This window comes from Pelomonas sp. CA6 (assembly GCF_022549225.1).
GTDB lineage: Bacteria > Pseudomonadota > Gammaproteobacteria > Burkholderiales > Burkholderiaceae_C > Roseateles.
The window spans coordinates 63,250-86,933 of record NZ_JAKZFD010000014.1 but is presented as its reverse complement, the minus strand read 5'-3'; the positions used below and the strand labels follow the sequence as shown (position 1 = coordinate 86,933).

At 70.3% G+C, this 23,684-nt stretch carries 17 protein-coding genes; 7 read left to right on the top strand and 10 right to left on the bottom strand.

Annotated features, from left to right (window positions below):
* Positions 1–3: 3 nt before the first annotated feature.
* The 4 genes from LZ017_RS20120 to LZ017_RS20105 form a co-directional block, all read right to left on the bottom strand.
* Positions 4–678, bottom strand: coding sequence for a response regulator transcription factor (locus LZ017_RS20120; RefSeq protein WP_241398715.1), 675 nt, complete (start codon positions 676–678; stop codon positions 4–6).
* A 52-nt stretch (positions 679–730) separates the two neighbouring features.
* A complete protein-coding gene (locus LZ017_RS20115; protein WP_241398714.1) occupies positions 731–1,237 on the bottom strand; it encodes a DinB family protein in 507 nt (168 codons plus the stop codon).
* 90 nt (positions 1,238–1,327) lie between these two features.
* Entirely contained in the window at positions 1,328–2,047 is a 720-nt protein-coding gene (locus LZ017_RS20110) for a DUF3047 domain-containing protein (protein ID WP_241398733.1), read from the bottom strand.
* Positions 2,048–2,256: 209 nt separating this feature from the next.
* Positions 2,257–2,802, bottom strand: a complete 546-nt coding sequence (locus LZ017_RS20105; RefSeq protein WP_241398713.1) for an Lrp/AsnC family transcriptional regulator — start codon at positions 2,800–2,802, stop codon at positions 2,257–2,259.
* A gap of 241 nt (positions 2,803–3,043) precedes the next feature.
* On the opposite strand from LZ017_RS20105, the gene LZ017_RS20100 reads away from it, so the two are divergent.
* The 4 genes from LZ017_RS20100 to LZ017_RS20085 all read left to right on the top strand — a co-directional run bounded on the left by LZ017_RS20100 (position 3,044) and on the right by LZ017_RS20085 (position 11,207).
* Positions 3,044–6,598 (top strand): indolepyruvate ferredoxin oxidoreductase family protein, encoded by a 3,555-nt coding sequence (locus tag LZ017_RS20100; protein ID WP_241398712.1) that lies wholly within the window; start codon positions 3,044–3,046, stop codon positions 6,596–6,598.
* 181 nt (positions 6,599–6,779) lie between these two features.
* On the top strand, positions 6,780–7,715 hold the full coding sequence (locus LZ017_RS20095) for a DUF2167 domain-containing protein (RefSeq protein ID WP_241398711.1): 936 nt from the start codon (positions 6,780–6,782) through the stop codon (positions 7,713–7,715).
* Positions 7,716–7,893: 178 nt separating this feature from the next.
* The gene (locus LZ017_RS20090) at positions 7,894–10,617 is read left to right on the top strand and encodes a pitrilysin family protein (RefSeq protein ID WP_241398710.1); all 2,724 of its coding nucleotides are present in this window, start codon (positions 7,894–7,896) and stop codon (positions 10,615–10,617) included.
* A gap of 71 nt (positions 10,618–10,688) precedes the next feature.
* A complete protein-coding gene (locus LZ017_RS20085) occupies positions 10,689–11,207 on the top strand; it encodes a DUF3224 domain-containing protein (protein WP_241398709.1) in 519 nt (172 codons plus the stop codon).
* Here the strand turns inward: LZ017_RS20085 and LZ017_RS20080 are convergent.
* Positions 11,174–12,097 carry a LysR family transcriptional regulator gene (locus LZ017_RS20080; protein WP_241398708.1) on the bottom strand — a complete coding sequence of 308 codons (924 nt, stop codon included), beginning with the start codon at positions 12,095–12,097 and terminating at the stop codon, positions 11,174–11,176. The genes LZ017_RS20085 and LZ017_RS20080 overlap by 34 nt on opposite strands.
* 121 nt (positions 12,098–12,218) lie before the next feature.
* On the opposite strand from LZ017_RS20080, the gene LZ017_RS20075 reads away from it, so the two are divergent.
* Complete coding sequence (locus tag LZ017_RS20075) at positions 12,219–13,115, top strand: MBL fold metallo-hydrolase (protein ID WP_308194092.1); 897 nt, start codon at positions 12,219–12,221, stop codon at positions 13,113–13,115.
* 55 nt (positions 13,116–13,170) lie between these two features.
* Here the strand turns inward: LZ017_RS20075 and LZ017_RS20070 are convergent, their stop codons facing one another.
* On the bottom strand, positions 13,171–14,757 hold the full coding sequence (locus tag LZ017_RS20070; RefSeq protein WP_241398707.1) for a CYTH and CHAD domain-containing protein: 1,587 nt from the start codon (positions 14,755–14,757) through the stop codon (positions 13,171–13,173).
* A gap of 134 nt (positions 14,758–14,891) precedes the next feature.
* Between LZ017_RS20070 and LZ017_RS20065 the strand changes: the two genes are divergently transcribed.
* The gene (locus LZ017_RS20065; RefSeq protein WP_241398706.1) at positions 14,892–15,773 is read left to right on the top strand and encodes a transporter substrate-binding domain-containing protein; all 882 of its coding nucleotides are present in this window, start codon (positions 14,892–14,894) and stop codon (positions 15,771–15,773) included.
* A gap of 28 nt (positions 15,774–15,801) precedes the next feature.
* Here the strand turns inward: LZ017_RS20065 and LZ017_RS20060 are convergent, their stop codons facing one another.
* The 4 genes from LZ017_RS20060 to LZ017_RS20045 all read right to left on the bottom strand — a co-directional run bounded on the left by LZ017_RS20060 (position 15,802) and on the right by LZ017_RS20045 (position 22,946).
* Positions 15,802–17,595 (bottom strand): hybrid sensor histidine kinase/response regulator, encoded by a 1,794-nt coding sequence (locus LZ017_RS20060; protein ID WP_241398705.1) that lies wholly within the window; start codon positions 17,593–17,595, stop codon positions 15,802–15,804.
* A 252-nt stretch (positions 17,596–17,847) separates the two neighbouring features.
* Complete coding sequence (locus LZ017_RS20055) at positions 17,848–20,235, bottom strand: EAL domain-containing protein (RefSeq protein ID WP_241398704.1); 2,388 nt, start codon at positions 20,233–20,235, stop codon at positions 17,848–17,850.
* On the bottom strand, positions 20,228–21,994 hold the full coding sequence (locus LZ017_RS20050; RefSeq protein ID WP_241398703.1) for a PAS domain-containing protein: 1,767 nt from the start codon (positions 21,992–21,994) through the stop codon (positions 20,228–20,230). Before LZ017_RS20050 ends, LZ017_RS20055 begins: the two co-directional genes overlap by 8 nt.
* A 376-nt stretch (positions 21,995–22,370) precedes the next feature.
* The gene (locus LZ017_RS20045; protein ID WP_241398702.1) at positions 22,371–22,946 is read right to left on the bottom strand and encodes a phosphohydrolase; all 576 of its coding nucleotides are present in this window, start codon (positions 22,944–22,946) and stop codon (positions 22,371–22,373) included.
* A 172-nt stretch (positions 22,947–23,118) separates the two neighbouring features.
* Here LZ017_RS20045 and LZ017_RS20040 point away from each other — a divergent pair, with 172 nt between their 5' ends.
* Positions 23,119–23,661 carry a cytochrome b gene (locus LZ017_RS20040; protein WP_241398701.1) on the top strand — a complete coding sequence of 181 codons (543 nt, stop codon included), beginning with the start codon at positions 23,119–23,121 and terminating at the stop codon, positions 23,659–23,661.
* Positions 23,662–23,684: the final 23 nt, after the last annotated feature.

Genomic DNA, 23,684 nt, shown 5'->3' with positions numbered 1-23,684 from the left:
CGGCTAGGAGCCGGTCGGGTCGTCGCCGAGCTGCAGCGGCAGGCGAAAGCCCTGGCGCGCGGCCGCCACCACGGCCTGGGTGCGGCTGTTGACGCCGAGGCGGCGGTAGACCGCCTCCAGGTGCGTCTTCACCGAGGATTCGGAGAGCCCCAGCGCGCGGCAGATCAGCTTGTTGGACTGGCCCAGCATCAACAGGCGCAGCACGTCGCACTGGCGTGGCGTCAGCTGCTCGTCCAGCGGCAGCGTCGCCAGCGCGTCGTCGCCGTCCGCCGCGGCGGCGCCGACGTCCTGTGCCAGCAGGGCCGCCGGCAGCGCCACGCCGCCTTCGAGCGTGAAGCGCAGCGCCTGCATCAGCTGACGGAAATCCGCCGTCTTGGGCACGAAGCCGCTGGCGCCCTGCTCGATCGCGGCACGCACCGTGTCGGCGCGATCATTCGCGGACATCACGACGATGCGCACCTGCGGCGCCTGCTCGCGCAGCCGGCTCACGGCCTCGACGCCGCTGGCGTCGGGCAGCCCCAGGTCCAGCAGCACCAGCGCAGTCTGCGCATCCAGCTGCGCCTGCGCGTCGGCCAGCGAGGTGGCGCACTGCACGCGCAGCTGCGGCATGCGCTCCGCGACGGCACTGGCCAGGGCCTCGGCCAGCAGCAGATGGTCGTCGACGAGAAGAATCTTCATCAGGCGCAGGAGGATAGCGCCTCGCCGCGACGGCGCCGACGAGCCGCGCGCCTCAGGCGCGCCGTTCGGGCTGCCGACCGTGCAAAAAGCGCGTGAACAGCTCCCGCGGTGGGGCCAGTCCGGCGTCGCGCAAGACCTGACCCGCCTGGCCACGGTGGTAGCCACCGTGGGTGATCACATGGAGCAGCATTTCCTCGCGGCTCATGCGGCCCGCGTCGCCGTCGGTGAAGCGGAACCGGAGCGCTTCCCTCAACTGCGCCGGCTCAAGCCCGCGCACATAGCCGCAGTACCAGGCGTCCACCGCCTTCACGGCGCCGGCCAGCGCCGCCAGCGGCGGGATTTCCGCCGTGTTCGTGCCCGCAAAGCCATGGTCCAGCCCCTGCAGATGAGCCTGGAAGATGCGGTCCACGACATGGATGTGGTTCAGCACCCGCAGCGCCGGCTGCAGCGCCGCCTGCCGGGCCGGATCGTCGACCGTGGCGAGCAGCGCGAACAGCTCCTCGTGGGCCCAGGCCTTGAAGTCAAACAGCGACACGAGCGGGGAAGGGGCGAGGTCCATGGCGACGGCTCCGGATGGCGACACGGCCAGCATAGCCGCGCGGGGCCCGCAGGCGCAGCCTCGGCACGCCATGGCCGCCCCCGGGCGCATTCAACGTGGTTCGAAGACCGGCGTCGTGTACCAGGCCTCGGCGCGGCTGCCGGTGTTGTCGGCATCGGTCATCACGCCATAGGCCAGCAGCCGCCCCGGAGGCTCGCCGAAGGCGCGCAGGTAGTCCTGCCGCACATCGCGCTGCAACGGGACCCACTGGCCCAGCGCCGGCTCCGCGCGACCGGCGACGATCTTCTGGATGCGCGTGCTGTGCGGGTTGGCAATCAACTGGTCCACCGCCGCGCTGGACGAGCTCACGTACATCAGCGTGGCATATGGCATGGGGCGGCCGCTGAGGGCCTCGGCCATGCTCAGCGTCATGCGCTCGTCCAGCGGCAGCCGGCTCTTGTCGCCGTCGAACAGCAGGATCACGCGCGCAGCAGCGTCCTCGCGGCTGCCGAGGTGGTGCTGCGCCCCATCGGGCAGCTGGCCCAGCCGCCACTGCCAGCGCAGCACTGGCGTGCGCGCCAGGTCCAGCCCCGCGGCCTCGTGCAGCAGCATGCTGGCGCTGTGCTCCGCCACGGCATGGATCACGCCCTGCTGCCCCTCATACCCTGGCAGCCAGGCATAGCGGGTCAGCGGCTTGCCGGGCCGCAAGGGCAGGTGCTGCCAGCCGGGCGGAAAGTCCGGCGCGGCCAGGACGGCATCCGTGGGTGGCGAGGCGGGGCGGTCCGGGCCCAGCGCGCAGCCGCCCAGTCCCAGCAGCAGGGCCAGGGTCACGCTCAAGCCAGCGGCTCCGCGCCGACGCATGGCGTCGGCGTCGGCGGGGCCCGCACAGGCCCGTGGACGATGCAGGGAGACAGGCAGCCGGGGGAAAGTAGCGGACATGGAACTCGGGAAACGGGCCTGCGGATGCGGCGCTCGACGCGTCTTATACCGTCCCGCGTCGCTTGTGAAAGCAGACGGCCCGTTCGGTTTCCTCGCAGCGTTCAGCGCGCCGCGCCCTTCAGATGCGTGAGCGGCAGCGCCCCGCCCGCCTTCACCTCGCCCAGCGAGAAGCTGGTGTGGATGTCCTTCACATTGGGCAGGTTCAGCAGGGTGTCGATGGTGAAGCGGCTGAAGGCGTCCAGGTCGGTGGCCAGCACCTGCAGCTCGAAGGTGCCCGCGCCGCTGATGTAGTGGCAGGCCATGACCTCGGGCAGGTCGCGGATGGCTTTTTCCAGCACGCGGGTGGCGCTGGCGTTGTTGCGGTCGGCATCGACGCGCACGAAAGCCAGCACGCCCAGGCCCAGCTTGCGGCGGTCGATCTCGGCGCGGTAGCCGGTGATGAAGCCCTGCTCCTCCAGCCAGCGCACGCGGCGCCAGGTCGGCGCCGGCGACAGCCCGATGCGCGCCGCCAGCTCGGCGTTGGACAGCCGCGCCTCACGCTGCAGTTCCGCCAGGATGGCCACGTGGTAGCGGTCCAGTTCGCCACCCGCGGACCCGCCGCCCTCCTCGGTTTCATGCTGCGGCGCAGCATCCGCAGCCCTTCTCATGGTTTTCCCTGGTGATGTATTTCTGGAAGCCATTTCGATTCCTTTGCGCATCCTGCGCAAGATTCTTGCTCAAAGCCAGTTGGAACGGGCAAAAAGAGAAAGCACTGCGCGGGCGGTTTTCCCTACACTCCGATGCGCGAAAAACGCACCCGCCGCCATACTTGCAGTCACGGCCGCATGCTGCTCGGCCCCGCGCCACAAGCGCGAGCGCCGCGGGTCAGCCACCACCAGGAGCCCACCCATGAACGCCCCCTTGCCCGAACACATCCTGCGCGCGCTAGAAAAGGTCACGCTGGACGACAAATATGCGCTGGACCATGGCCGCGCCTTCATGAGCGGGGTGCAGGCCCTGGTGCGCCTGCCCATGCTGCAGCGCACGCGCGACGCGATCGCGGGGCTCAACACCGCCGGCTTCATCTCCGGCTACCGAGGCTCGCCGCTGGGCGGCTATGACCAGGCGCTGATGGCCGCGAAGAAGCACCTGGCCAAGCAGAACATCGTCTTCCAGCCGGGCGTCAACGAGGAGCTGGGCGCCACCGCGGTGTGGGGCACGCAGCAGCTGGACCTGTTCCCCGAAAAGCGCAAGTTCGACGGCGTCTTCGGCATCTGGTATGGCAAGGGTCCGGGCGTGGACCGCTGCATCGACGTGTTCAAGCACGCCAACATGGCCGGCACCGCGCGGCACGGCGGCGTGATCGCGGTGGCCGGCGACGACCACATCGCCAAGAGCTCCACCGCGGCGCACCAGAGCGACCACGTGTTCAAGGCCGTGGGCTTTCCGGTGTTCTTCCCCAGCAGCGTCCAGGACATCCTGGACATGGGCCTGCACGCGTTCGCGATGAGCCGCTTCTCCGGCCTGTGGGCGGGCATGAAGACCATCCAGGAGATCGTCGAGTCCTCCGCCAGCGTCAGCGTGGACCCGGACCGCGTCAACATCATCCTGCCCGAGGACTTCCAGATGCCCGACGGCGGCCTGCACATCCGCTGGCCTGATCCGCCGCTGGAGCAGGAAGCGCGGATGATGAACTACAAGTGGTACGCGGCGCTGGCCTATGTGCGGGCCAACAAGCTGAACTACAACGTCATCGAAGGCCCCCACGACCGCTTCGGCATCATCACCAGCGGCAAGGCCTACAACGACACCCGCCAGGCCCTGCACGACCTGGGGCTGGACGACGCCAGCTGCCGCCGGCTGGGCATCCGCCTGCACAAGGTCAACGTGGTCTGGCCGCTGGAGGCGCAGGTGGCGCGCGAGTTCGCCAAGGGCCTGCAGGAGATCCTGGTCGTCGAGGAAAAGCGCCAGATCATCGAATACCAGGTCAAGGAAGAGCTGTACAACTGGCGTCCCGACGTGCGCCCCAACGTGCTGGGCAAGTTCGACGCCGGCGACAGCGATGGCGGCGAATGGAGCGTGCCCAACCCCAGCGAGCACTGGCTGCTGCGCCCGCAGGCCGACCTGACGCCGGCCCTCATTGCCCGCGCGATCACCAAGCGGCTGAAGAAGCTGGGCGTGGATGCCGACACCGCCGCGCGCCTGGACGCACGCATGGCCCTCATCGACGCCAAGGAAAACGCGCTGAAGGCCGAGGAGAAGGCCGCCGGCGGCGCCGACCGCACGCCCTGGTTCTGCTCCGGCTGCCCGCACAACACCAGCACCCGCGTGCCCGAGGGCTCGCGCGCGGTGGGCGGCATCGGTTGCCACTACATGGTGACCTGGATGCCGGGCCGCAGCACCGCCACCTTCACCCAGATGGGCGGCGAAGGCGTGCCCTGGGTGGGCCAGGCGCCGTTCACCGACGAGAAGCACATCTTCTCCAACCTCGGCGACGGCACCTACTTCCACAGCGGCATCCTGGCCATCCGCCAGAGCATCGCGGCCGGCGTGAACATCACCTACAAGGTGCTGTACAACGACGCCGTCGCGATGACCGGCGGCCAGCAGGTCGGCGAGCGCCCCGAGGGCCACTCGGTCACGCAGATCATGAACAGCCTGATCTCCGAGGGCGTGGCCAAGCTGGTCATCGTCACCGACGAGCCGGCCAAGTACCAGGGCAAGCCGCTGGCCGCGGGCGTGACCGTGCATCACCGCGACGAGCTGGACGCCATCCAGCGCCAGTTCCGCGAGATCCCCGGCGTGACGGTCATCATCTATGACCAGACCTGCGCCACCGAGAAGCGCCGCCGCCGCAAGCGCGGCAAGCTGGTGGACCCGGCCAAGCGCACGGTGATCAACGAGCTGGTCTGCGAGGGCTGCGGCGACTGCTCCATCCAGTCCAACTGCCTGTCGGTCGAGCCGCTGGAGACCGAGTTCGGCCGCAAGCGCACGATCAACCAGAACACCTGCAACAAGGACTTCAGCTGCGTGAAGGGCTTCTGCCCGAGCTTCGTCACCATCGAGGGCGGCAACCTGAAGAAGCCCAAGAAAGACAAGTCGCACAACCCCTTCGACGCCAGCCTGCCGGCGCTGCCGCAGCCGCTGGTCCCGAACGCCGACGAGGCCTGGGGCATCGTCGTCGCCGGCGTGGGCGGCACCGGCGTGATCACCATCGGGCAGCTGCTGGGCATGGCCGCGCACCTGGAAGGCAAGGGCGTGATCACCCAGGACGCGGCCGGCCTGGCACAGAAGGGCGGCGCGACCTGGAGCCACATCCAGATCGCCAACACCCCCGAGGCCATTCACTGCACCAAGGTCGGCACGGCCGAGGCGCAGCTGGTGATCGCCTGCGACTCCATCGTCGCCGCGAACAAGACCACGCTGGCGGTGATGCGCGAGGGCCGCACCTATGTCGCGCTGAACACCCATGGCTCGCCCACCGCGACGCTGGTGAACAACGCCAACTGGAGCTTCCCCGGCGCCGCCTGCGAGGCCGCGATCGCCAAGGCCGTGGGCCAGGAGCACCTGGGCCTGTTCGATGCCGAGGAGGTCGCCGTCAAGCTGATCGGCGATTCGCTCTACACCAACCCGCTGATGCTGGGCTACGCGTGGCAGAAGGGCCGCGTGCCGCTGAGCTACGCGGCGCTGATGCGCGCGATCGAGCTCAACGGCGTGCAGATCGACAACAACAAGGCCGCCTTCGAATGGGGCCGCCGCTGCGCCCACGACCTGGCCGCGGTGCAGTCGCTCTACGCGGCGCAGCAGGTGATCAACATCGTCAAGCGCCCGGGCGTGGACGAGATCATCGCCAAGCGCGTGGAGTTCCTCACCGACTACCAGAACGCCGCCTACGCCGAGACCTACAAGGCCTTCGTCGAGAAGGTGCGCGCCGCCGAGGGCCCGCTGTCCAGCACCCGCCTGACCGAGGCGGTGGCGCGCTATCTGTTCAAGCTGATGGCCTACAAGGACGAGTACGAGGTCGCGCGCCTGCACACCGACACGGGCTTCGCCGAAAAAATCGCGGCCCAGTTCGAGGGCGACTACAAGATCGTCCACCACATGGCGCCGCCGCTGTTCGCGAAGAAGAACGACAAGGGCGAGCTGGTGAAGTCCGCCTTCGGCGGCTGGATGCGCCCGGCCATGGGCGTGCTGGCCAAGATGAAGGGCCTGCGCGGCACCGCCTTCGACCCCTTCGGCCGCACCGAGGAACGCCGCAGCGAGCGCCAGCTGATCGTGGACTACCGCGCCAGCATCGAGGCCCTGCTCGCCAAGGGCCTGAGCGCCGAGCGCCTGGCGCTGGCGCTGGACATCGCGCGCATCCCCGAAGAGATCCGCGGCTACGGCCACGTGAAGGAGCGCCACCTGAAGGCGGCGCGCCAGAAGTGGGAGCAGCTGATGGCCCAGTGGAAGGCCGCCGCCTGATCGGCCGCTACGACTAGCCCCCGGGGGCCGCCGCCCCCTCCCCATTCCAGGCCCGCCGCGTGCGGGCCTGTTTCTTGGCGCCCCCAAAGGGCGCGCAAACCCCGGCGATCGATGGCCCTTCGCGGCCCTAGACTGCCCCCCACATCACGACAGGCCCACAAGGGCCCAGGGAGAAACTTCGATGACATCCAGACTGGCCGCGCTGCGGACCCTGCTTTCTTTGCTGCTCGGCGGACTCCTGCTGGCCGCCTTGCCCACGGCGCGCGGCGCGGACGCTGCCTCGGCTCCCGCGTCGGCGCGGGACGAGGCCCAACAGGCTTTCGTCGAGGCCAAGGCCGCCGCCCGCGAAGGCCCCACCGACATCGTGCTGGCCCAGCAGGCCGTGCTGCACCTGCCCAAAGACCGCGTCTTCATCCCGCAGCCTCAGGCGGCGCGCCTGATGCGCGTGATGGGCAACCCGGGCCACGACGACAAACTGCTGGGCCTGATCTTTCCCCAGGAAGAGGGCGGCTGGTTCGCGGTGCTGCGCTACGAGGACTCCGGCTACATCAAGGACGACGACGCCAAGACCTGGAACGCCGATGAGCTGCTGAAGTCCTACCGCGAAGGCACCGAGGCGTCCAACGCCGAACGCCAGAAGATGGGCGTGCCGGCGCTGGAGATCGTCGGCTGGGCCGAGTCGCCGCGCTACAGCGCCGACAGCCACCGCCTGGCCTGGGCGATGAGCTCGCGCAGCAAAGGCGCCCCGGCCGACGAGGAACAGGGCGTGAACTACAACACCTATGCGCTGGGCCGCGAAGGCTATCTGAGCCTGAACCTGGTCGGCGACCTGAAGGACCTGGCGCGCGGCAAGACCGAGGCCCAGTCCCTGCTCGGTGCGCTGCAGTTCAACGAAGGCAAGCGCTACAGCGACTTCAACAGCAGCACCGACAAGGTCGCCGAGTACGGCCTCGCCGCGCTGGTGCTGGGCGTGGGCGCGAAGAAGCTGGGCTTCTTCGCGCTGGCCGCGGCCTTCTTCGCCAAGTTCGCCAAGCTCATCTTCATCGCGCTGCTGGGGCTGGGCGGCCTGGTGCTCAAGCTGGTCCGCCGCAAGCCCGCGACACCGGCGGCCGAATGAGCCCCGCGGCGGCGGTGCGAGACCCGCCGCCGCACCCCGCCGGCGGCCTGGCCGCGCGCTGGACGATGCGGCCCACGGGAGGCCGCGCGTCCCCACGACAGGCCCCACGGAAACGCTGACTTTCGGAGCATTCGTGCGACTGATGCACACTGCGCCATCACCCAACACCGCGACTCCGATGAAGACCCTGTCTCCACGCCTCCCGCGCCCTCGGGCGCTGCTGCTGTCGCTGGCGCTGGCCGGCGTCCCGGCGCTGGCCCACACGCTCAAGCCCGTCACCCGCGTCGAGGGCATCACCGAGTACCGCCTGCCCAACGGGCTGCAGGTGCTGCTGGCCCCGGATGCTTCCAAGCCCACGACCACGGTCAACGTGACCTACCGCGTCGGCTCCAAGCACGAGAACTACGGCGAGACCGGCATGGCCCACCTGCTGGAGCACCTGATCTTCAAGGGCAGCCCCCGCCACCCCGACCCCTGGGCCGAGTTCACCAAGCGCGGCCTGGCCGCCAACGGCTCGACCTGGTTCGACCGCACCAACTACTTCGCCGCCTTCGCCGCCAACGAGGACAACCTGAAGTGGTATCTGCAGTGGCAGGCCGATGCCATGGTCAACAGCCACATCGCGCGCCGCCACCTGGACACCGAGATGACCGTGGTGCGCAACGAGATGGAGATGGGCGAGAACGACCCGGGCAACATCACCACCCAGCGCACGCTGGCGACGATGTACCAGTGGCACAACTACGGCAAGGACACCATAGGCGCGCGCGCCGACGTCGAGAACGTCGACATCGCGCGGCTGCAGGCCTTCTACAAGGCCTACTACCAGCCGGACAACGCGACGCTGATCGTCTCCGGCAAGTTCGACGCCGACCAGGTGCTGGACTGGGTGGCGCAGAGCTTCGGCAAGATCCCACGCCCCAAGCGCGCGCTGACCCGGCTCTACACCGTGGACCCGGTGCAGGACGGCGAACGCGCCGTCACCGTGCGCCGCGTGGGCGGCTCGCCCATGTCGCTGGTGGCCTATCACGTGCCTGCCGGCGCCCATCCCGACTACGCGGCGGTCGAGGCGTTGAACCTCATCCTGTCCGAGGCCCCGGGCGGCCGCCTGCACAAACGTCTGGTCGAAGAGAGCAAGCTCGCCGCCTCGGTGGGCTACTTCGGCCTCGCGCTGGCCGAGCCGGGCTTCACCATGCTGACCGCCGAGCTGGCCCCCAAGGCCGAGCAGGACGCGCTGAACCGCGAGCTGCAGGCCGTGACCGAGGGCTTTGCCGAACGGCCGGTGACCGAGCAGGAACTCAAGCGCGCCCAGACCCGCTGGCTCAACCGCTGGGAGCAGCTGTTCACCAGCCCCGAGCAGGTCGGCATCCAGCTCTCCGAAAGCATCGCCCAAGGCGACTGGCGCCTGTTCTTCCTGCTGCGCGACCGCGTCAAGGCGCTGACCGTGGACCAGGTCCAGCGCATCGCGACCGAGCGCTTCGTCCCCTCCAACCGCACGCTGGCGCAGTACATCCCGACCGAGAAGCCGCTGCGCGCGCCGGCGCCGGTCTTCGTCGACGTCGCCGAGCAGATGAAGGGCTTCAAGCCCCAGCTCGCGGCCAACACCGTGGCCGCCTTCGACACCAGCCCCGCCAACCTCGACCGCAGCGCCCAACTGGGCCGGCTGACCAACGGCATGGGCCTGGCGCTGCTGGCCAAGCCCACGCGCGGCGAGGCGGTGCAAGGCGTGCTGAGCCTGCGCATGGGCAATGCCGACGAACTGCGCGGCCAGCAAAGCGTCGCGGCGATGCTGGGCGCGATGCTGAAGATGGGCACCGCGACCAAGACCCGCGAGCAGCTGCGTGACGCGCTCGATGCCGCCAAGGTGGAGCTGCAGGTGCGCGCCTCGGCCTCCTCGGTGTGGCTGAGCTGGGCCACCAAGCGCGAGCACTCGGCGCAGGCGCTCGCGTTGATCGCCGAGATGCTGCGCAGCCCGCGCCTGGAAGCTGCGGCGCTGGACGAGGTGCGCGCCCAGGCCCTGAGCGGCCTGCAGGCGCAGAAGGACGCGCCGGAGGCCCTGGCCCAGCGCGCCGCCGCGGCCGCGCTGGATGCCTTCGAGCCCGGCGATCCGCGCCATGAGCGCAGCTTTGCCGAGGAAGAGGCCGACGTGAAAGCCGTGACGCTGGACGCGGTGAAGGCCTTCCATGCGCGCTTCTATGGCGCCAGCCAGGGGCAGCTCGCGCTGGTCGGCGATTTCGACGCCGCGGCACTGCGCGCGGCCGCGCAGTCGCTGCTGGGCGACTGGTCCTCCTCCGCGCGCTACGAGCGTCTCGTCAGCCGCCACAAGGACGCGGCCGGGCAGGTGCAGACCCTAGGCACGCCGGACAAACAGAACGCGATGATGATGGGCCTGCAGCCGCTCGCCTTCACCGACGATCACCCCGACCGCGCCGCACTGCTGGTGGCCAACCACATCCTGGGCGGCGGCGGCAGCTCGCGGCTGTGGACGCGCATCCGCGAGAAAGATGGCCTGTCCTACACCACCGGCACCGGCCTCAACCTGAACCCGGAGGACCCGGCCTCGGTCTGGGTCGCCTATGCCATCTTCGCGCCGCAGAACCGCGCCAAGGTCGAGGCCGCGCTGCGCGAGGAGGTCGCCCGCGCGCTCAAGGACGGCTTCAGCGCCAAGGAGCTGGACGAGGCCAAGCAGGCCCTGGTCAACGAGCGCCGGCTGGCGCTGGCGCAGGACGGCACCCTGGCGACCGCGCTGGTCTTCAACCTGCGGCTGAACCGCAAGTTCGCGCGCACGCAGCAGCTCATCGACGCGATCCAGGGCCTGAGCCTGGAGCAGGTCAATGCCGCGCTGCGCCAGAATTTCCGACTCGATCGCTTCCAGCTCGTCTTCGCCGGCGACTTCAAGTGATCCCCGGCGGCGGCCACCCCGGGGCCGCCGCTGCTGACAAGACCTGACCCCACCGGCACCATGATGGCGGCATGAACACCCTGCACCTTCTCCGCCGCCATCTGCCCGGCCTGGGCGCCCTCTTCTGGAGTGCCTCCGCGATGTCCACCCCTGCCTCTTCAGCCACCTCCGCCGCCCCGCTGCGCTGCAGCGGCCAGTTCAAGGTTCGCCTGCTGCCGCCCGAAGCCATGGACGCGCCTCCCGGCGCGCCAGCCATGGCCAGGCGCAAGCTGGAGAAGAGCTTCGAAGGCGGCCTGCAGGGCCAGTCGCTGGGCGAGATGCTGGCCGCCGGCCTGCCGCCACAGGGCGAGGCCGCCTATGTGGCGCTGGAGTCCTTCACCGGCACGCTGGACGGCCGCCCGGGCGGCTTCGCAATGGCCCACCTGGGCCTGATGCATGCGGGCGGCCAGTCGCTGCGCATTGCCATCGTGCCCGGCTCGGGCAGCGGCGCGCTGGCCGGCATCACCGGCGAGCTGACCCTGCGCATCGCTGCCGGCGTGCACCACTACGAACTGGCCTACGCGCTGCCAGCCAGCGCCTCGTCCCAGTAAGGCCGCTGCGGGTCGAAGCGAGCGGCCAGAAAGTCGACGAAGCTGCGCAGCAGCAGCGGCTGGTGACGCCGGCTGGTGGTCACCGCGTGCAGACCCAGGGTTTCCGGCGCCAACGCCGGCAGCACATGGCGCAGCGCGCCGCTGGCCAGGGCCTGGCCGACCAGATAGGTGGGCAGCAGCGCGATGCCGGCGCCGGCCAGCGCGGCCTGCATCAGCACGGTGGCCTCGTTCGAACGCAGCCGCACGCCGGGTCGGACCTGCTCCTGCTGCCCGTCCGCGCGGCTGAAGCGCCATTCATCGCGGGCATAGCGGGCGTGGGCCAGGCAGCGGTGCAGGGCCAGGTCTTGCGCGGTGCGCGGCTCGCCGTGTCGCGCCAGGTAGTCCGGCGACGCGCAGACCACCGATCGGCACAGGGTCAGCCGCCGCGCCACCAGCGCCGGATCGAGCTGGTTGCTGATGCGCAGCGCCAGGTCCACGCGCTCTTCCACCAGGTCCACCGCATGCTCCAGCGCCAGCAGCTCGATCTCGGTCTGCGCATGCGCGTTCAGGTAGTCGCCCACCGCGCGCGCCAGGTGCAGCTGCGCGAACGAGCTGCTGCAGGTCACGCGCAGACGCCCGCGCAGCTGGCGCGTGTGCTGCCCGGCGGCCGAGCGCGTCTCCTCGGCCAGCTCGACCATCTGCCGACAGCGCGCGAGCGCCTCCTGACCCGCGGCCGTCAGGCTCAGGCGGCGCGTGCTGCGCTGCATCAGCCGGGCCCCCAGCCAGTGCTCCAGCGACTCCAGATGGCGTGACGCCATCGCGCGTGACATCTCCAGCGCGTCCGCCGCCGCGGTGAGGCTGCCCCTCTCGGTCACCTCGACAAACACCTGCATGGCCCTGAGTCTGTCCATGGACCGCCACTCCTGGGTTGATTTGCTCGATTGATGCAACAAACAGTCTATCCAAAGACTGTTTATCTACACGATCCGCACAAATAAAGTTCCGTCCATCCCATCACCAAGGACCCAACCCATGAACACCCTCCGCTTTCTGAAATCGCTGCTGGCCACCACCCTGGGCCTGGGCATGCTGGGCGCCGAAGCCCAAACCGCCGCCACCCCACCCCCTGCGGCCCTGGAGCTGAAGGTCATCAACCACGGCGCCGGCAGCTTCCACGTCAACTCCGTGCTGGTGCTGGGCCGGCAGGAGGCCCTCCTGCTGGACAGCGGCTTCACCCGCGCGGACGCGTTGCGCGTGGCCGCCGCGGTGCTGGACAGCGGTCGGCGCCTCAGCACCATCTATGTCAGCGCGGCCGACCCGGACTACTACTTCGGCCTCGAGGTGCTGCGCCAGGAATTCCCCGAGGCGCGCATCGTCACGGCCGCGCCCACGCTGAAGAAAATCCAGGCCTCGCTGCCCACCAAGTTGCAGGTCTGGGGCCCGCGCCTGGGCGCCAACGCGCCGCGCCACCCGGTGCTGCCCGAGGCCTTGGAAGGCCGCACGCTGACGCTGGAAGGTCAGACCCTGGAGCTGCGCGGGCTGGACGACAGCCTGCCCCATCGCGGCTATGTGTGGATCCCGTCCATTCGCGCCATTGCCGGCGGCGTGAACGCCTTCGCCCAGCTGCATGCCTGGACCGCCGACACGCAGACGCCCGCCGAGCGCGCCGCCTGGATGGCCAAGCTGGACGAGATGGCCGCGCTCAAGCCCGCCATCGTCGTGCCCGGCCACATGCGGCCCGGCAGCGCGCAGGACGCCTCCGTGCTGGCCGACACCCGCGCCTACCTGGCCCGCTTCGAGGCCGAGCTGCCCAAGGCCGCCAATGCCGCCGCGCTGATCGAGACCCTGAAGAAGGCCTATCCCGAGGCCGGTCTGGGCATCGCGCTGGAGATCGGCGCCAAGGTCAACAAGGGCGAGATGAAGTGGTGAGCGCGTACGCCCCGGCCCCAGTCGATCGCCCGGGGTCGGGGCGGGCGCCTCGGGATCAACGGGTGGCGGCGTCGAGCCGCCGCGCCAGCGCGTCCAGCGGACCGTCCAACGCGGCCAGCCGGTGCTGGCGCTCCTGGGCGAGAAAGCCCAGCTCGAACGCGGCGGCGCGGGCCTCGCCGTCGTGGTCCAGGCGCGCACGCGCCGAGCCCAGCGCCAGTTCAAGGTCGTTGAGCTCGCCCAGCGCGCGCTGCAGCTCGGCCAGCCGCTTTGTCGCGCGCGGCCGCTCGCGCAGCAGGTCGGCGGCATAGGCCTGGGCATGGCGCAGGCGCTTGATGCGCTTGCGCAGTTCGTGGCGCGCGCCGGCCTCCAGCCGGTCCACGGCGCGCGCCCGGCGCGCCACCGCGCGCGTCCAGCGCGCCAGCGCCGCGGCACAGTCCTGGCGCAGGTCGCGCGCGGCCTGCTTGCGGCGGTCGGGGGACGCCTCCCCGTCGGCCACCGCGTCGCCCTCATGGGCCAGGGCCTCGCCCAGCAAGGCCAGCAGATCCAGCATCAAATGCTGGGCCGGCACGCCATGCAGCAGCGCCGGCAGCGTCGCCGTCGCGGCGACGCTGCCGGCGGCGCAAGGGACACCCCCATCCATCCCCACGCCGAGCTCGGCCGCCAGGGCCTGCAGGCGCGCGCGCCAGGGGGCCGCGGCCTGGGCGTCGACATCGCGCCCGGCGGACAACGCCCGTCCCAGCGCCGCCGCCGCGCCGGCCAGCGCCAGCAGGCGTTCGCGCGGCAGAACCCCGTCGGGCCGCTGCGCCAGCAGGCGCAGTCCGCTGCGCAACTGGCGCAGGCCCACGCGCAGCTGGTGCAGATGCTCGGGGACCCAGGCCGCGCTGGCGATCTGCGAGGCGTTGGCCAGCACCGGGCCGAGCGCGTCGCGCAGCAGCAGCGCCAGCGCGCCCCAGGGGCCGCAGCCGCGCGGCCAAGGGCTGAGGACGGCCGGCTCCACGGCTGCATGCGCCTGCTGGCGCGCCAGCAAGTCGCCTCGCAGCGCCTTGGTGCGCTGCTCCAGCCACAGGCCGCGGCCGCTCCATTCGCGCGCCAGTTCCAGCACGGCCTGCGGGCGGCCGGACTTCAGTTCGATCTCCAGTTCGCAGACCGCCGTCTCGCGGCGGTCCGCCGCGCCGTCGCCGGCGAGCAGCCGGCCCTGGTCCAGCGCCAGTTCCACGCGGTCGCCGCTGGCGGTCTGCAGCTCGCGCGTCTGGCGCCGGATGTCGGTGCGAAACAGGCATTGCAGCGCCTGCTCCCCGCCCAGCCGCTGCACCAAAGCCCGCAGCGCCTCGCCGGCCGGGTGGCCGGCATGGCGGTCCAGGCGCAGCGCCGGCATCGCGGCGCCCTGCCCCAGCGCCACGTTGTGCTCCAGCCGACTCATGCCGTCCGGCGCCGCGCCCTTGAGTGTCTGAACCCAGCGCCGTCCTTCGCGACGCAGCCGCAGCGCGAAGCCGGCGCGCGCCAGATCGCGGTCGGGGGTGTCGAAGTAGGCGGCCTGCAGGCGCTCGGCATGCGGCCGCCCGGGGCCGGCCCCGGCCATCCAGCCGCGCACGGCCTCCAGCTGCTCGGCGGGGATCTGGTAACGGAGTTCGATTTCGTGCATTTGTGCATGATGCCTTGCGCGCGCGCCGCCGGCCGTCACAGTGACCGGGGAGTGGCTGCGCAGAATGCCCTCCCTACAAACCCGGCGGCCATGACCGCCGGGGCAGGACGAGGGATCACAAGATGCAGGGATGGATGCCGGGCCGACGGCGCCTGGCCGGAGGACTGCTGGGCGCCTGCCTGGTGCCGCGCGCGCTGGGCGCCACGCCCATGCGGGTGCGGCACAACTTCGCGCTGGGCCCGGAGGACCACGGGCTGAGCTTCCGCGAGGAGGTGCTGCAGCTGCTGCTGGACAGGAGCCGCGAGCGCTTCGGCGACTACGAGATGCACTATGCGGGCCGGGTCTCGCAAAGCCGTGCCTTCCGCGAGCTGGCCGAGGGTCGGCTGGACGTGATCGGAACGGCCACCAGCGTCGAGCGCGAACGCCTGGCCACGCCGATACGCTGCTGCCTCTACCGCGGGCTGATGGGCGTGCGCACCGGCGTGGGCCTGCCCGAGCGCGTGCGGGCGCTGGACGCGGGCGACGACACGCTGGAGCGCCTGCGCCAGCTGCGCCTGGGCGTGGGCCACGACTGGCCCATCGCCCAGGCCCATCGCGACGCCGGTCTGAACGTGGTGGGCATCCTGCACTTCGATGCCGGCGTGAAGCGGCTGCGACTGGGCGGCATGGACCTGATCTCGCAGAGCGTGGTGGAGGCGCCCTTCATGTGCGCCAAGCACGGGTTGGCGATGATTTCGCGCTGGGCGCTGTTCATGCCCCACCCCTACTACTTCTTCGTCGCCCGCGACAACCCGCGGCTGGCCGCCCGCCTGACCTTGGGCTTCACGGTGGCGCTGCGCGACGGCAGCTTCGACGCGCTGTTCCGCCGCCGCGTGCTCCCGCAGCTGCAGGCGGCCCAGCTCGACCGGCGCCTCATCCACCGCTTCCCCAACCAGGACCTGCCCGCCGCGACGCCCTGGCGCCAGGCGGCGCTGTGGCATCCCTTCGTGCTGGAGCAGATGGAGCGCCTGGGCTGAGACCCGGCGCCCCGGCCGCCGGCGGCCCTCAGAGCGCGCTGACCGTGCCCTGGTGGAGATCGGCGCCGCCTCGGTGCTCGCGCCGCCGGTCGGCCAGCGCGGCCTGGATCGCGCCGATCAGCTGCTCCTCGGTCAGTGGCTTGTGCAGCAGGGTCAGGCCGGCCTCATGGGCCTCGCGCAGCCGCTCCGGCGCGGTGTCGCCGCTGATCAGCAGGGCCGGCAGGCCCGGCATCGCGGTGCGCAGCGAACGGACCGCGGCGATGCCGTCATAGCCGCTGCCCAGCCGGTAGTCCACCAGCGCCAGATCCGGCCGCGCGCCCAGACACTGCAGCAGCCCTTCACGGATGGTGCCGGCGCACAGGACCTCGCAGCCATGCGATTCCAGCAGGCTGCGCATCGCCAGGCGCACCGGCTCCTCCTCGTCGACCACCAGCACGCGCAACGGCGGCAGTGCCGGGCCCGTCGGCGCGTCGCCGCTGCGCGCGGCATGCGCGAACTCGGCCGCCGGAATGCTGAGGCTGAAGCTGGAGCCCTGCCCCGGCGCGGAGCGCAGCGCCAGGTGCAGCTCCATCAGGTCCACCAGGCGGCTGACGATGGACAGCCCCAGGCCCAGGCCCTTGCTGCGGTCGCGCTCCGGATTGCCCAGCTGGTAGAACTCCTCGAAGATGCGCGCCTGCTCCTGCTCGGGAATGCCGGGCCCGGTGTCGCGCACCGCCAGCCGCCACAGATCGCCGCCGCCGCTGACCTCCACCGCCACCTCGCCCTCGGTGGTGTACTTGATGGCGTTGTCGATCAGGTTGCGCAGCACGCGGTCCAGCAGCACGGGGTCGGTTTCAATGCAGGCCTGCTCGGGGCAGTCCAGGCGCAGGCTCAGACGCTTGCGCTCGGCGGCCGGGCGCAACTCCTGCACCAGGCGGCCCAGCCAGGGCGCGAGCGCGAACACCTGGTTGTTCACCGGCACGACTTGGGCATCGAGCTTGGAGATATCCAGCAGCGCATCCATCTGCGAGGACAGCGACTGCAGGGCGCGGTTCATCTGCGCGACGATGCAGGCGCTGTCCTCGGGGAGCGGGCGCTTGGACAGCGCGGCGCCGAACAGCGTCAGCGTATGCATGGGCTGGCGCAGGTCATGGCTGGCCGACGCGAGAAAGCGTGTCTTGGCCTGCATGGCCTGCTCAGCGCGCGTCAGCGCCAGGCGCAGCTGCTGGTTGCTGCGCAGCTGCTGCATGCGGATCTGCACCGACTCGGCAAAGACGCGGTAGGTGTCGCGCGCCAGTCCGGCCAGGATGGCCGCGAAGGCCAGGATCAGCCCGCCCAGCAGCAGGTCCATCCAGGGCAGCTGGCTGCTGTCCGAGGTGAGCATCCAGGCCAGCGCGTTGGACACGGCCACCGGGACCAGGAAGCTCAGGAAGACCGGGCCATAGCCCGCGGTCGTGGCAACGGCACCGGCGCACAGACCCATCACCAGAATGGTCTGCACCATGCGTTGGTACTCGCTCAGCCACGGCCACATGGCCATCGCCGCGCTGAAGACCAGGCCATTGAGCAGGCTCAGGCCCACGGCCCAGCGCACGCGCTGGTCCACGCGCCGGTGATGCATCTCCGGCAGGCGGACCAGCAACCAGCGGCGCAGCGCGAGCACGCCATAGGCGCACATCAGCCAGGCCACCGAGATCCAGTGCGGCACGCGGCCCCAGCTCATCATCATCAGCGCAAGGGCCGAGATGCTGACCGGATAAGGCACCCGCCGCCCCTGCTTGGCGAGCAGGCGCAGCAGCTCCAGGTCCACGGCGGCCTGGTCGGGCGAGCGGTCGCTCACCATGAATCAAACACGACAGGACGCCGCGCAGGCTGCGCCGGCAGCGCCTGGTCGCTGCAAGTATGGGCTCATGACATCGGGCGCGGGCCTGGCACAAGGGGGAGGGGCTGGCCGGCCCGTCTGTTTCAAAAAGACTCAATCCCTGACGGGCGGCCATATTAGCTTGCAAGCGGCATCGGACCAAGCGCTTGCCCCTGTCGCCAAAGAAAGAGGCGACCGTCGGGCGGGCGGACGCCTGCCGGTCGGCCGCAGCGCTCAGAGCGCCGCGTTGCGACGCTCCACCAACAGGGCCTGCATCATGTCCGTTTCCAGTGCACGGTAGAACAGCCAGCCCTGCGCATCCATCGCGCCCATGGAGAGCAGGATCTCGCGCTGCTGCTCGGTCTCCACGCCCTCGGCCGTCAGCTCCAGGCCCAGGCTCTGCGCCAGCCGCACGATGGCCACGGCCACCGCCTGGCCCTGCGAGGGCTGCCCCAGCGCGTTGACGAAGCTGCGGTCGATCTTCAGCCGGTCGATGGACAGCCGCGCCAGCTGCGCCAGCGACGAGAAGCCGGTGCCAAAGTCGTCCAGCGCCAAGCCCACGCCCAGCCCGCGCAGACGCTCCAGCGCATGGCGCATTTCCGGCCCGTCGGCGAACAGCGATTCGGTGAGCTCCAGCTCCAGCACGGACGGCGGCAGGCCATGGCGGTGCAGGGCCTGCGCCACCAGGGCCGGCACGTCGTCGCGCTCGAACTGGCGCACGGAAAAGTTGACCGCCACGCGCGCCAGCCCCAGGCCGGCGCGGCGCCAGGCAGCGGCCTGCTCGCAGGCCCGGTCCAGCACCCAGGCACCGATCTCGCTGATCAGCCCGCTGTCCTCGGCCACCGGGATGAAGCGCGTCGGCGAGACCTCGCCCAGCAGCGGATGGCGCCAGCGCAGCAGCACCTCGGCGCCGCGCAGCGCGCGCGAGCCCAGGTCCACCTGAGGCTGCCACACCAGGCGCAGCTGCCCGCATTCCAGCGCCTGGCGCAGGCCCTGCTCCAGCTGCAGCTGCTCGCTGACCAGGTCGGCCATCTCGGCTTCGAACATCGCGGCGCGGTTGCGCCCGCGGCTCTTGGCCCGGTACATCGCGGCATCGGCCGCCTTCATCAGCCCCTGCGCACTTTCGGCGTGCAGGCCATGCAGCGCCACGCCGACGCTGGCCGTCATGTAGACCTGCTGGCCATCCAGCGCGAAGGGCTGGGCGATCGCGCCGATCAGCTTCTGCGCCAGGAACAGCGCGTCCTCGGCCTGCTTGACGTCGCGCGCCAGCACGACGAACTCGTCGCCGCCCAGCCGCAGCGCCTCGTCGTTCTGGCGCAGCAGGGCCTTCAGACGCAAGGCGACCAGCTTGAGCAGGTCGTCGCCGCGGTCGTGGCCCAGCGTGTCATTGATGCCCTTGAAGCCGTCCAGGTCGATGAACAGCAAGGCCAGCCCGGGCAGCGCCCCCACCTGCAGATGCTGCTGCAGCGCGAGCCGGTTGCCGAGGCCGGTCAGCGGGTCGTGCAGCGCCTGGTGCTGCAGCTCGCGCTGCGCGTTGCGGATCTCGCTGATGTCGGCAAAGCTGAGCACATGGTGGCCGGGACGTCCCTGGTCGTCCATCACCGTGGCGAAATGCTCCAGCGCCGGGAAGCTGCTGCCGTCGCGACGCCGGCAGATGACCTCGCCCTGCCAGTGCCCGTGCTCGGCGGGGCCGGGACGGTCGCCATGGCGGCGCGCGAACAGGAACTGCTCCGGGTTCATGCCCTTCACCTCGCTCTCGTCCCAGCCGGTGAGCAGGCAGAAGGCGGTGTTGCAGCTCAGCACGCATTGCTGGGCGTCGAGGAAGAGAATGGCCTCGTCGGTGGTCTCGAAAGCGACGGCGGCCTGACGCAGCCGCGTCTCGTGCTGCACGCGCTCGCTGACATCGCGCACCATGCCGATGATCAGCCCCTCGTGTTCGAAATGACGGGCATGGAACTCCAGCCAGCGCTGCAGCCCGCCCCCCTCCCAGGCGCAGACCAGGTCCATGGGCTGGCCCAGCTGCACCAGGTCGTGCAGCGCCTGCTGCCCGCGTTCGTCCAGCCCGCCCTGCAGCTCACCCAGCGAGGCCGCATCGGCCAGGTGGCTCAGCTCCGGCACCTGCTCGTGGCCGCTCCAGCGCAGCAGGCTGGGCGGCTCCAGCTCCATCACCGCGAGCCGGCCTGATTCCAGCGCCAGGCGCAGGCGGCGCTCGGCCTCCTCGGTCTTACGCTCTTCCTCGCGGCGCGCGATGGCCATGCGCACGGTGGCGTTGAGTTCGCGCAGCTCGAAGGGCTTGAGCAGATAGCCATAGGGCGCGGCCTGCGCCGCGCGCTTCAGCGTTTCCGGTTCGCCATAGGCGGTCAGGAAGACGATGGGCACCGAACGCCGCTCGCGCAGGCGCCGCGCCGCGACGATGCCGTCGCTGCCCTGGTCCAGGTGGATGTCCATCAGCACCAGGTCGGGCTGCTGACGATCGGCCAGGCTCAAGGCCTCGGGCTCGTTGGCGGCGATGCCCACGACTTCGTAGCCCAACTGCTCCAGCCCGCTGCGCAAGTCCAGCGCCACGATGGGCTCGTCCTCGACGATCTGAATGCGCAAGGGCCGCAATCCCGCGTCATGCATTTTGAGTCTCCTCCACCATGGGCCAGATCAGACGCGCGCGGGTGCCGTTGTCGCGCTCGATCTCCAGCCGGGCCCCGCACTGCTGGACCAGCAGCGGCAGCAGCTGGTAGCCCAGGCTGCGCACCTCGCCCAGCCGCACCGAATCGGGCAACCCGACGCCATCGTCGGCGATCTCCAGCACGCGCTGCGGCGTCTCGTGCAACTGCAGCCACAGGCGCCCACGGCGGCCGTCGGCGAAGGCATGCTTGAGCGCATTGCTGACCAGCTCGTTGACCACCAGCCCGCAGGGCACGGCGCGCTGCAAATCCAGGCGCGCGCCTTCGTCGGGCACGTCGACGACGATCTGCACGGCGTCGCTGTCGCCCAGGTAGGTGTCCTGCAACAGCCGCATCAGGCGGCGCAGATAGGGCCCCAGTTCCAGCGCGCTGAAGTCCGAGCGCTCGTACAGCAGCTGGTGCAGCAAGGCCATCGAATGCACCCGGCTCTGGCTGTCGCGCAGCGCCCGGCGCAAGGCCTCGTCGGCGTTGCGCGACTGCAGGTTCAGCAGGCTGGAGATCACCTGCAGGTTGTTCTTGACCCGGTGGTGGACCTCGTTGAGCAGCACCGTTTTGTCGGCGAGCGCACGCTCGATCTGCTGGCGCGCCGCGCGCCGCTCGGTGACGTCGCTGATGGTGGCCAGCACCTGCAGCCCGCCCAACTCCGGCATGGGGTTGAGCCCAATCTCGACGGCGAACTCGCTGCCGTCCTTGCGCAGCGCGAAGAGTTCCTGGCGCTTGGCCATGTAGCGCAGCGCGGGCTTCTCCATGAAGTGCTGGACATGGTCGGCATGGACCGCGCGATGCTTCAGCGGCACCAGCTGATGGATGGGCAGGCCCGCCAGCTCCTCGCGCGCATAGCCAAACATCTGGGCCATCGCTTCGTTGGCCAGCAGCAGCAACCCGGTGCTGTCCACCAGGCCCATGCCCACGGTCGCGCCCTCGAACAGCCGGCGGAAACGGTCCTCGCTGTGGCGCAGCGCCGACTCGCTGGAGCGCCGCGCGCTGATGTCGATCGCGGAAGGAATCAGATGCGTGATCTGGCCCTGGTCGTCGCGCAGCGGCGCGATCATGAAGTCCAGGTCCATCATCCGGCCCTCGGCCATCGAGGCCACCAGGTCGCGGCGCAGGGTCTCGCCACCAGCGCAGCGCCGCACCGCTTGGCGCAGCCATTCGCGCTGCTCCTCGTCGCCCTGCCACCAGGGCGTCTCCCAGAACGGCTGGCCGCGCACCTCGTCCAGCACAAGGCCAGCAGCCTCCAGCGGCGCCTTGTTGGCTTCCAGCAGCACCCCCTCGGGCGTCAGCACGCCGACAAAGGTGAACAGGCTGTCCAGCACGCGGCGCAGGCGCAGTTCGCCCTGGTGGCGCAGCAGCCGTTCGCGGCGCTCCAGCGAGTGGTTCACGGCCTGGACCAGAATGCCCTGCACCTGGCCCAGATCGTCGCGCACCGGCACATAGCTGGCTTGCCATTGCGAGGCCTCGCCGGGCAGGCTGGGCACCTCGGCGTGGACTTCGAAATCCTGCAGGGCCTCGCCGCTGTCCAGCACCATGCGCAGCAGCGGCTCCAGCAGTTCAACCGCCTTGGGCAGCACCTCGGCGACGCGGCGCCCCAGGTGGGCCTCCACGCTCAGGCCGTTGGCCTGCGCCAGCGTTTCGTTGATCGCAAGGTAGCGGAATTCGCGGTCCAGCAGGGCCAGGCCTACCGGCAGCTGGCTCGCGAACAATGCCCTCAATGCGGCGCCCGCCCATGGCGCGGCGCCGCAGTCAGTCAAAGGACCCGACATGGAGCCAACCTCCCGGCTCATCGATGGGCCGACGCGTCGCGAGTCTGAGTTACATAGCTCGCTTGCGCATCGGGTCTGATCGATTTATATCAAGCGCCTCGCAGCTTGTACATCGCACAAAAGCCGCCGAGATGAAGGGAGTGGAGAAAAAAGTCACCCCGCTGAAATGACTATGCCGACCGTCGCCGCCCTGACGGGCTTTGACGGTCGGCACAGCACTCCTCCCCTCGATCGACCCGCTGAGGTCCAGGCAGCGAGCGATCCGGATGCAGTATCTGGGCCGCGCCTTGTCGCCACCATCCCCCTCAGGAGGGAATCAGACGATGCTCAGCCGGGGCGGTGTCCGGGCCTCGCCCTGCAGCTGCTCCAGGAGCCCCAGGTAGTAGTCCAGCGACGGCGTGCGCATGCCCGGGCGCTTGGCCAGGTCGTCCCAGCGGCGCAGCTTCAGCGCCGCCGCCGCGTGCGCATGGTTTTCGAACAGCAGACGCTCCTCCGCGTTCATGCGCCCGCCCTGCAGACGCAGCGAATGCAGCGACGCGGGCGACAGCGTGCCTTCGTAGGCCTCGTCGGTGCTGACCAGATAGCGCTTGGCCGCCACATGCAGCCGGATCGGCTCGGTGACTTCCGGGCCGAAGCCCGCGCTCAACATTGGCAGGGCGCGCAGCTCGTGCTGGTCGTCGCGCAGCGCATCGTCCGGACCGCCGTCCATCAGCTGGCCCAGGTCGTGCAGCAGGGCCGCGGCCACCAGCGCCGTGTCGGCATGGGCCCATTCCGCCAGCTGCGCGCATTGCAGCGCGTGTTCGAGCGCGCTGACGGCCTCGGTGCGCTCATCGCTGTAGCAGGTATGGCCGCGCCGGCGGAACAATGCGTCGATCTTGCCGATCAGGTCCATGGTCGCCCCCGGGATCGTTGAAGCGCGCAGTGTGGGCCCCGGGGGTGACGCCCGTGTGACGCGGGCGAATGGCGCCGACCATTCAATGGCACTGAATTCTGGCCTCAAGCATGATGAAACCCGCTGCACTTGCGTTCGCGCAAACTGCGGCCATCGCAACAAGGAGCGCCCGATGTCCAGAAACTCCGAGACCCGCTACACCGGCACCGCCATGCTGCTGCACTGGCTGCTGGCCCTGGCCATCATCGGCGCCTTCGGCATGGGCCTGTACATGGCGGATCTGCCGCTGTCGCCGACGCGGCTGAAGCTGTACAACTGGCACAAATGGGCGGGCGTGACCATCCTCGCGCTGTCCGCGCTGCGCCTGCTGTGGCGCCTGAGCCATCGCCCGCCGGCCGACCTGCCCATGCCCGCCTGGCAGGCCCGCGCGGCCCACCTGACCCATGGTCTGCTGTACCTGGCCTTCTTCGCCGTGCCGCTGAGCGGCTGGGCCTACAGCTCGGCCGCCGGCTTTCCTATCGTCTGGTTCGGCGTGCTGCCTCTGCCCGACTTCGTGCCGGTGGACAAGCCGCTGGCCGAATCCCTGAAGGAATTGCACGAAGCCCTGGCCTGGGCCCTGGCCGGCCTGGTGGCTTTGCACCTGGGCGCCGTGCTGCAGCACCTGCTGATCAAGAAGGACGGCCTGATGCAGCGCATGCTGCCGGGCGCCCGCTGAACCCTCACCCCCACAGGACCCCA

What these genes read in the sequence shown, in the direction of transcription:
- LZ017_RS20105 (WP_241398713.1), bottom strand. Translation starts at nt 2,802, where the DNA reads ATGAGAAGGGCTGCGGATGCTGCGCCGCAGCATGAAACCGAGGAGGGC.
- LZ017_RS20080 (WP_241398708.1), bottom strand. Translation starts at nt 12,097, where the DNA reads ATGGACAGACTCAGGGCCATGCAGGTGTTTGTCGAGGTGACCGAGAGG.
- LZ017_RS20040 (WP_241398701.1), top strand. Translation starts at nt 23,119, where the DNA reads ATGTCCAGAAACTCCGAGACCCGCTACACCGGCACCGCCATGCTGCTG.
- LZ017_RS20095 (WP_241398711.1), top strand. Translation starts at nt 6,780, where the DNA reads ATGACATCCAGACTGGCCGCGCTGCGGACCCTGCTTTCTTTGCTGCTC.
- LZ017_RS20060 (WP_241398705.1), bottom strand. Translation starts at nt 17,595, where the DNA reads ATGGTGAGCGACCGCTCGCCCGACCAGGCCGCCGTGGACCTGGAGCTG.
- LZ017_RS20075 (WP_308194092.1), top strand. Translation starts at nt 12,219, where the DNA reads ATGAACACCCTCCGCTTTCTGAAATCGCTGCTGGCCACCACCCTGGGC.
- LZ017_RS20090 (WP_241398710.1), top strand. Translation starts at nt 7,894, where the DNA reads ATGAAGACCCTGTCTCCACGCCTCCCGCGCCCTCGGGCGCTGCTGCTG.
- LZ017_RS20045 (WP_241398702.1), bottom strand. Translation starts at nt 22,946, where the DNA reads ATGGACCTGATCGGCAAGATCGACGCATTGTTCCGCCGGCGCGGCCAT.
- LZ017_RS20115 (WP_241398714.1), bottom strand. Translation starts at nt 1,237, where the DNA reads ATGGACCTCGCCCCTTCCCCGCTCGTGTCGCTGTTTGACTTCAAGGCC.
- LZ017_RS20065 (WP_241398706.1), top strand. Translation starts at nt 14,892, where the DNA reads ATGCCGGGCCGACGGCGCCTGGCCGGAGGACTGCTGGGCGCCTGCCTG.
- LZ017_RS20070 (WP_241398707.1), bottom strand. Translation starts at nt 14,757, where the DNA reads ATGCACGAAATCGAACTCCGTTACCAGATCCCCGCCGAGCAGCTGGAG.
- LZ017_RS20100 (WP_241398712.1), top strand. Translation starts at nt 3,044, where the DNA reads ATGAACGCCCCCTTGCCCGAACACATCCTGCGCGCGCTAGAAAAGGTC.
- LZ017_RS20085 (WP_241398709.1), top strand. Translation starts at nt 10,689, where the DNA reads ATGAACACCCTGCACCTTCTCCGCCGCCATCTGCCCGGCCTGGGCGCC.
- LZ017_RS20120 (WP_241398715.1), bottom strand. Translation starts at nt 678, where the DNA reads ATGAAGATTCTTCTCGTCGACGACCATCTGCTGCTGGCCGAGGCCCTG.
- LZ017_RS20055 (WP_241398704.1), bottom strand. Translation starts at nt 20,235, where the DNA reads ATGCATGACGCGGGATTGCGGCCCTTGCGCATTCAGATCGTCGAGGAC.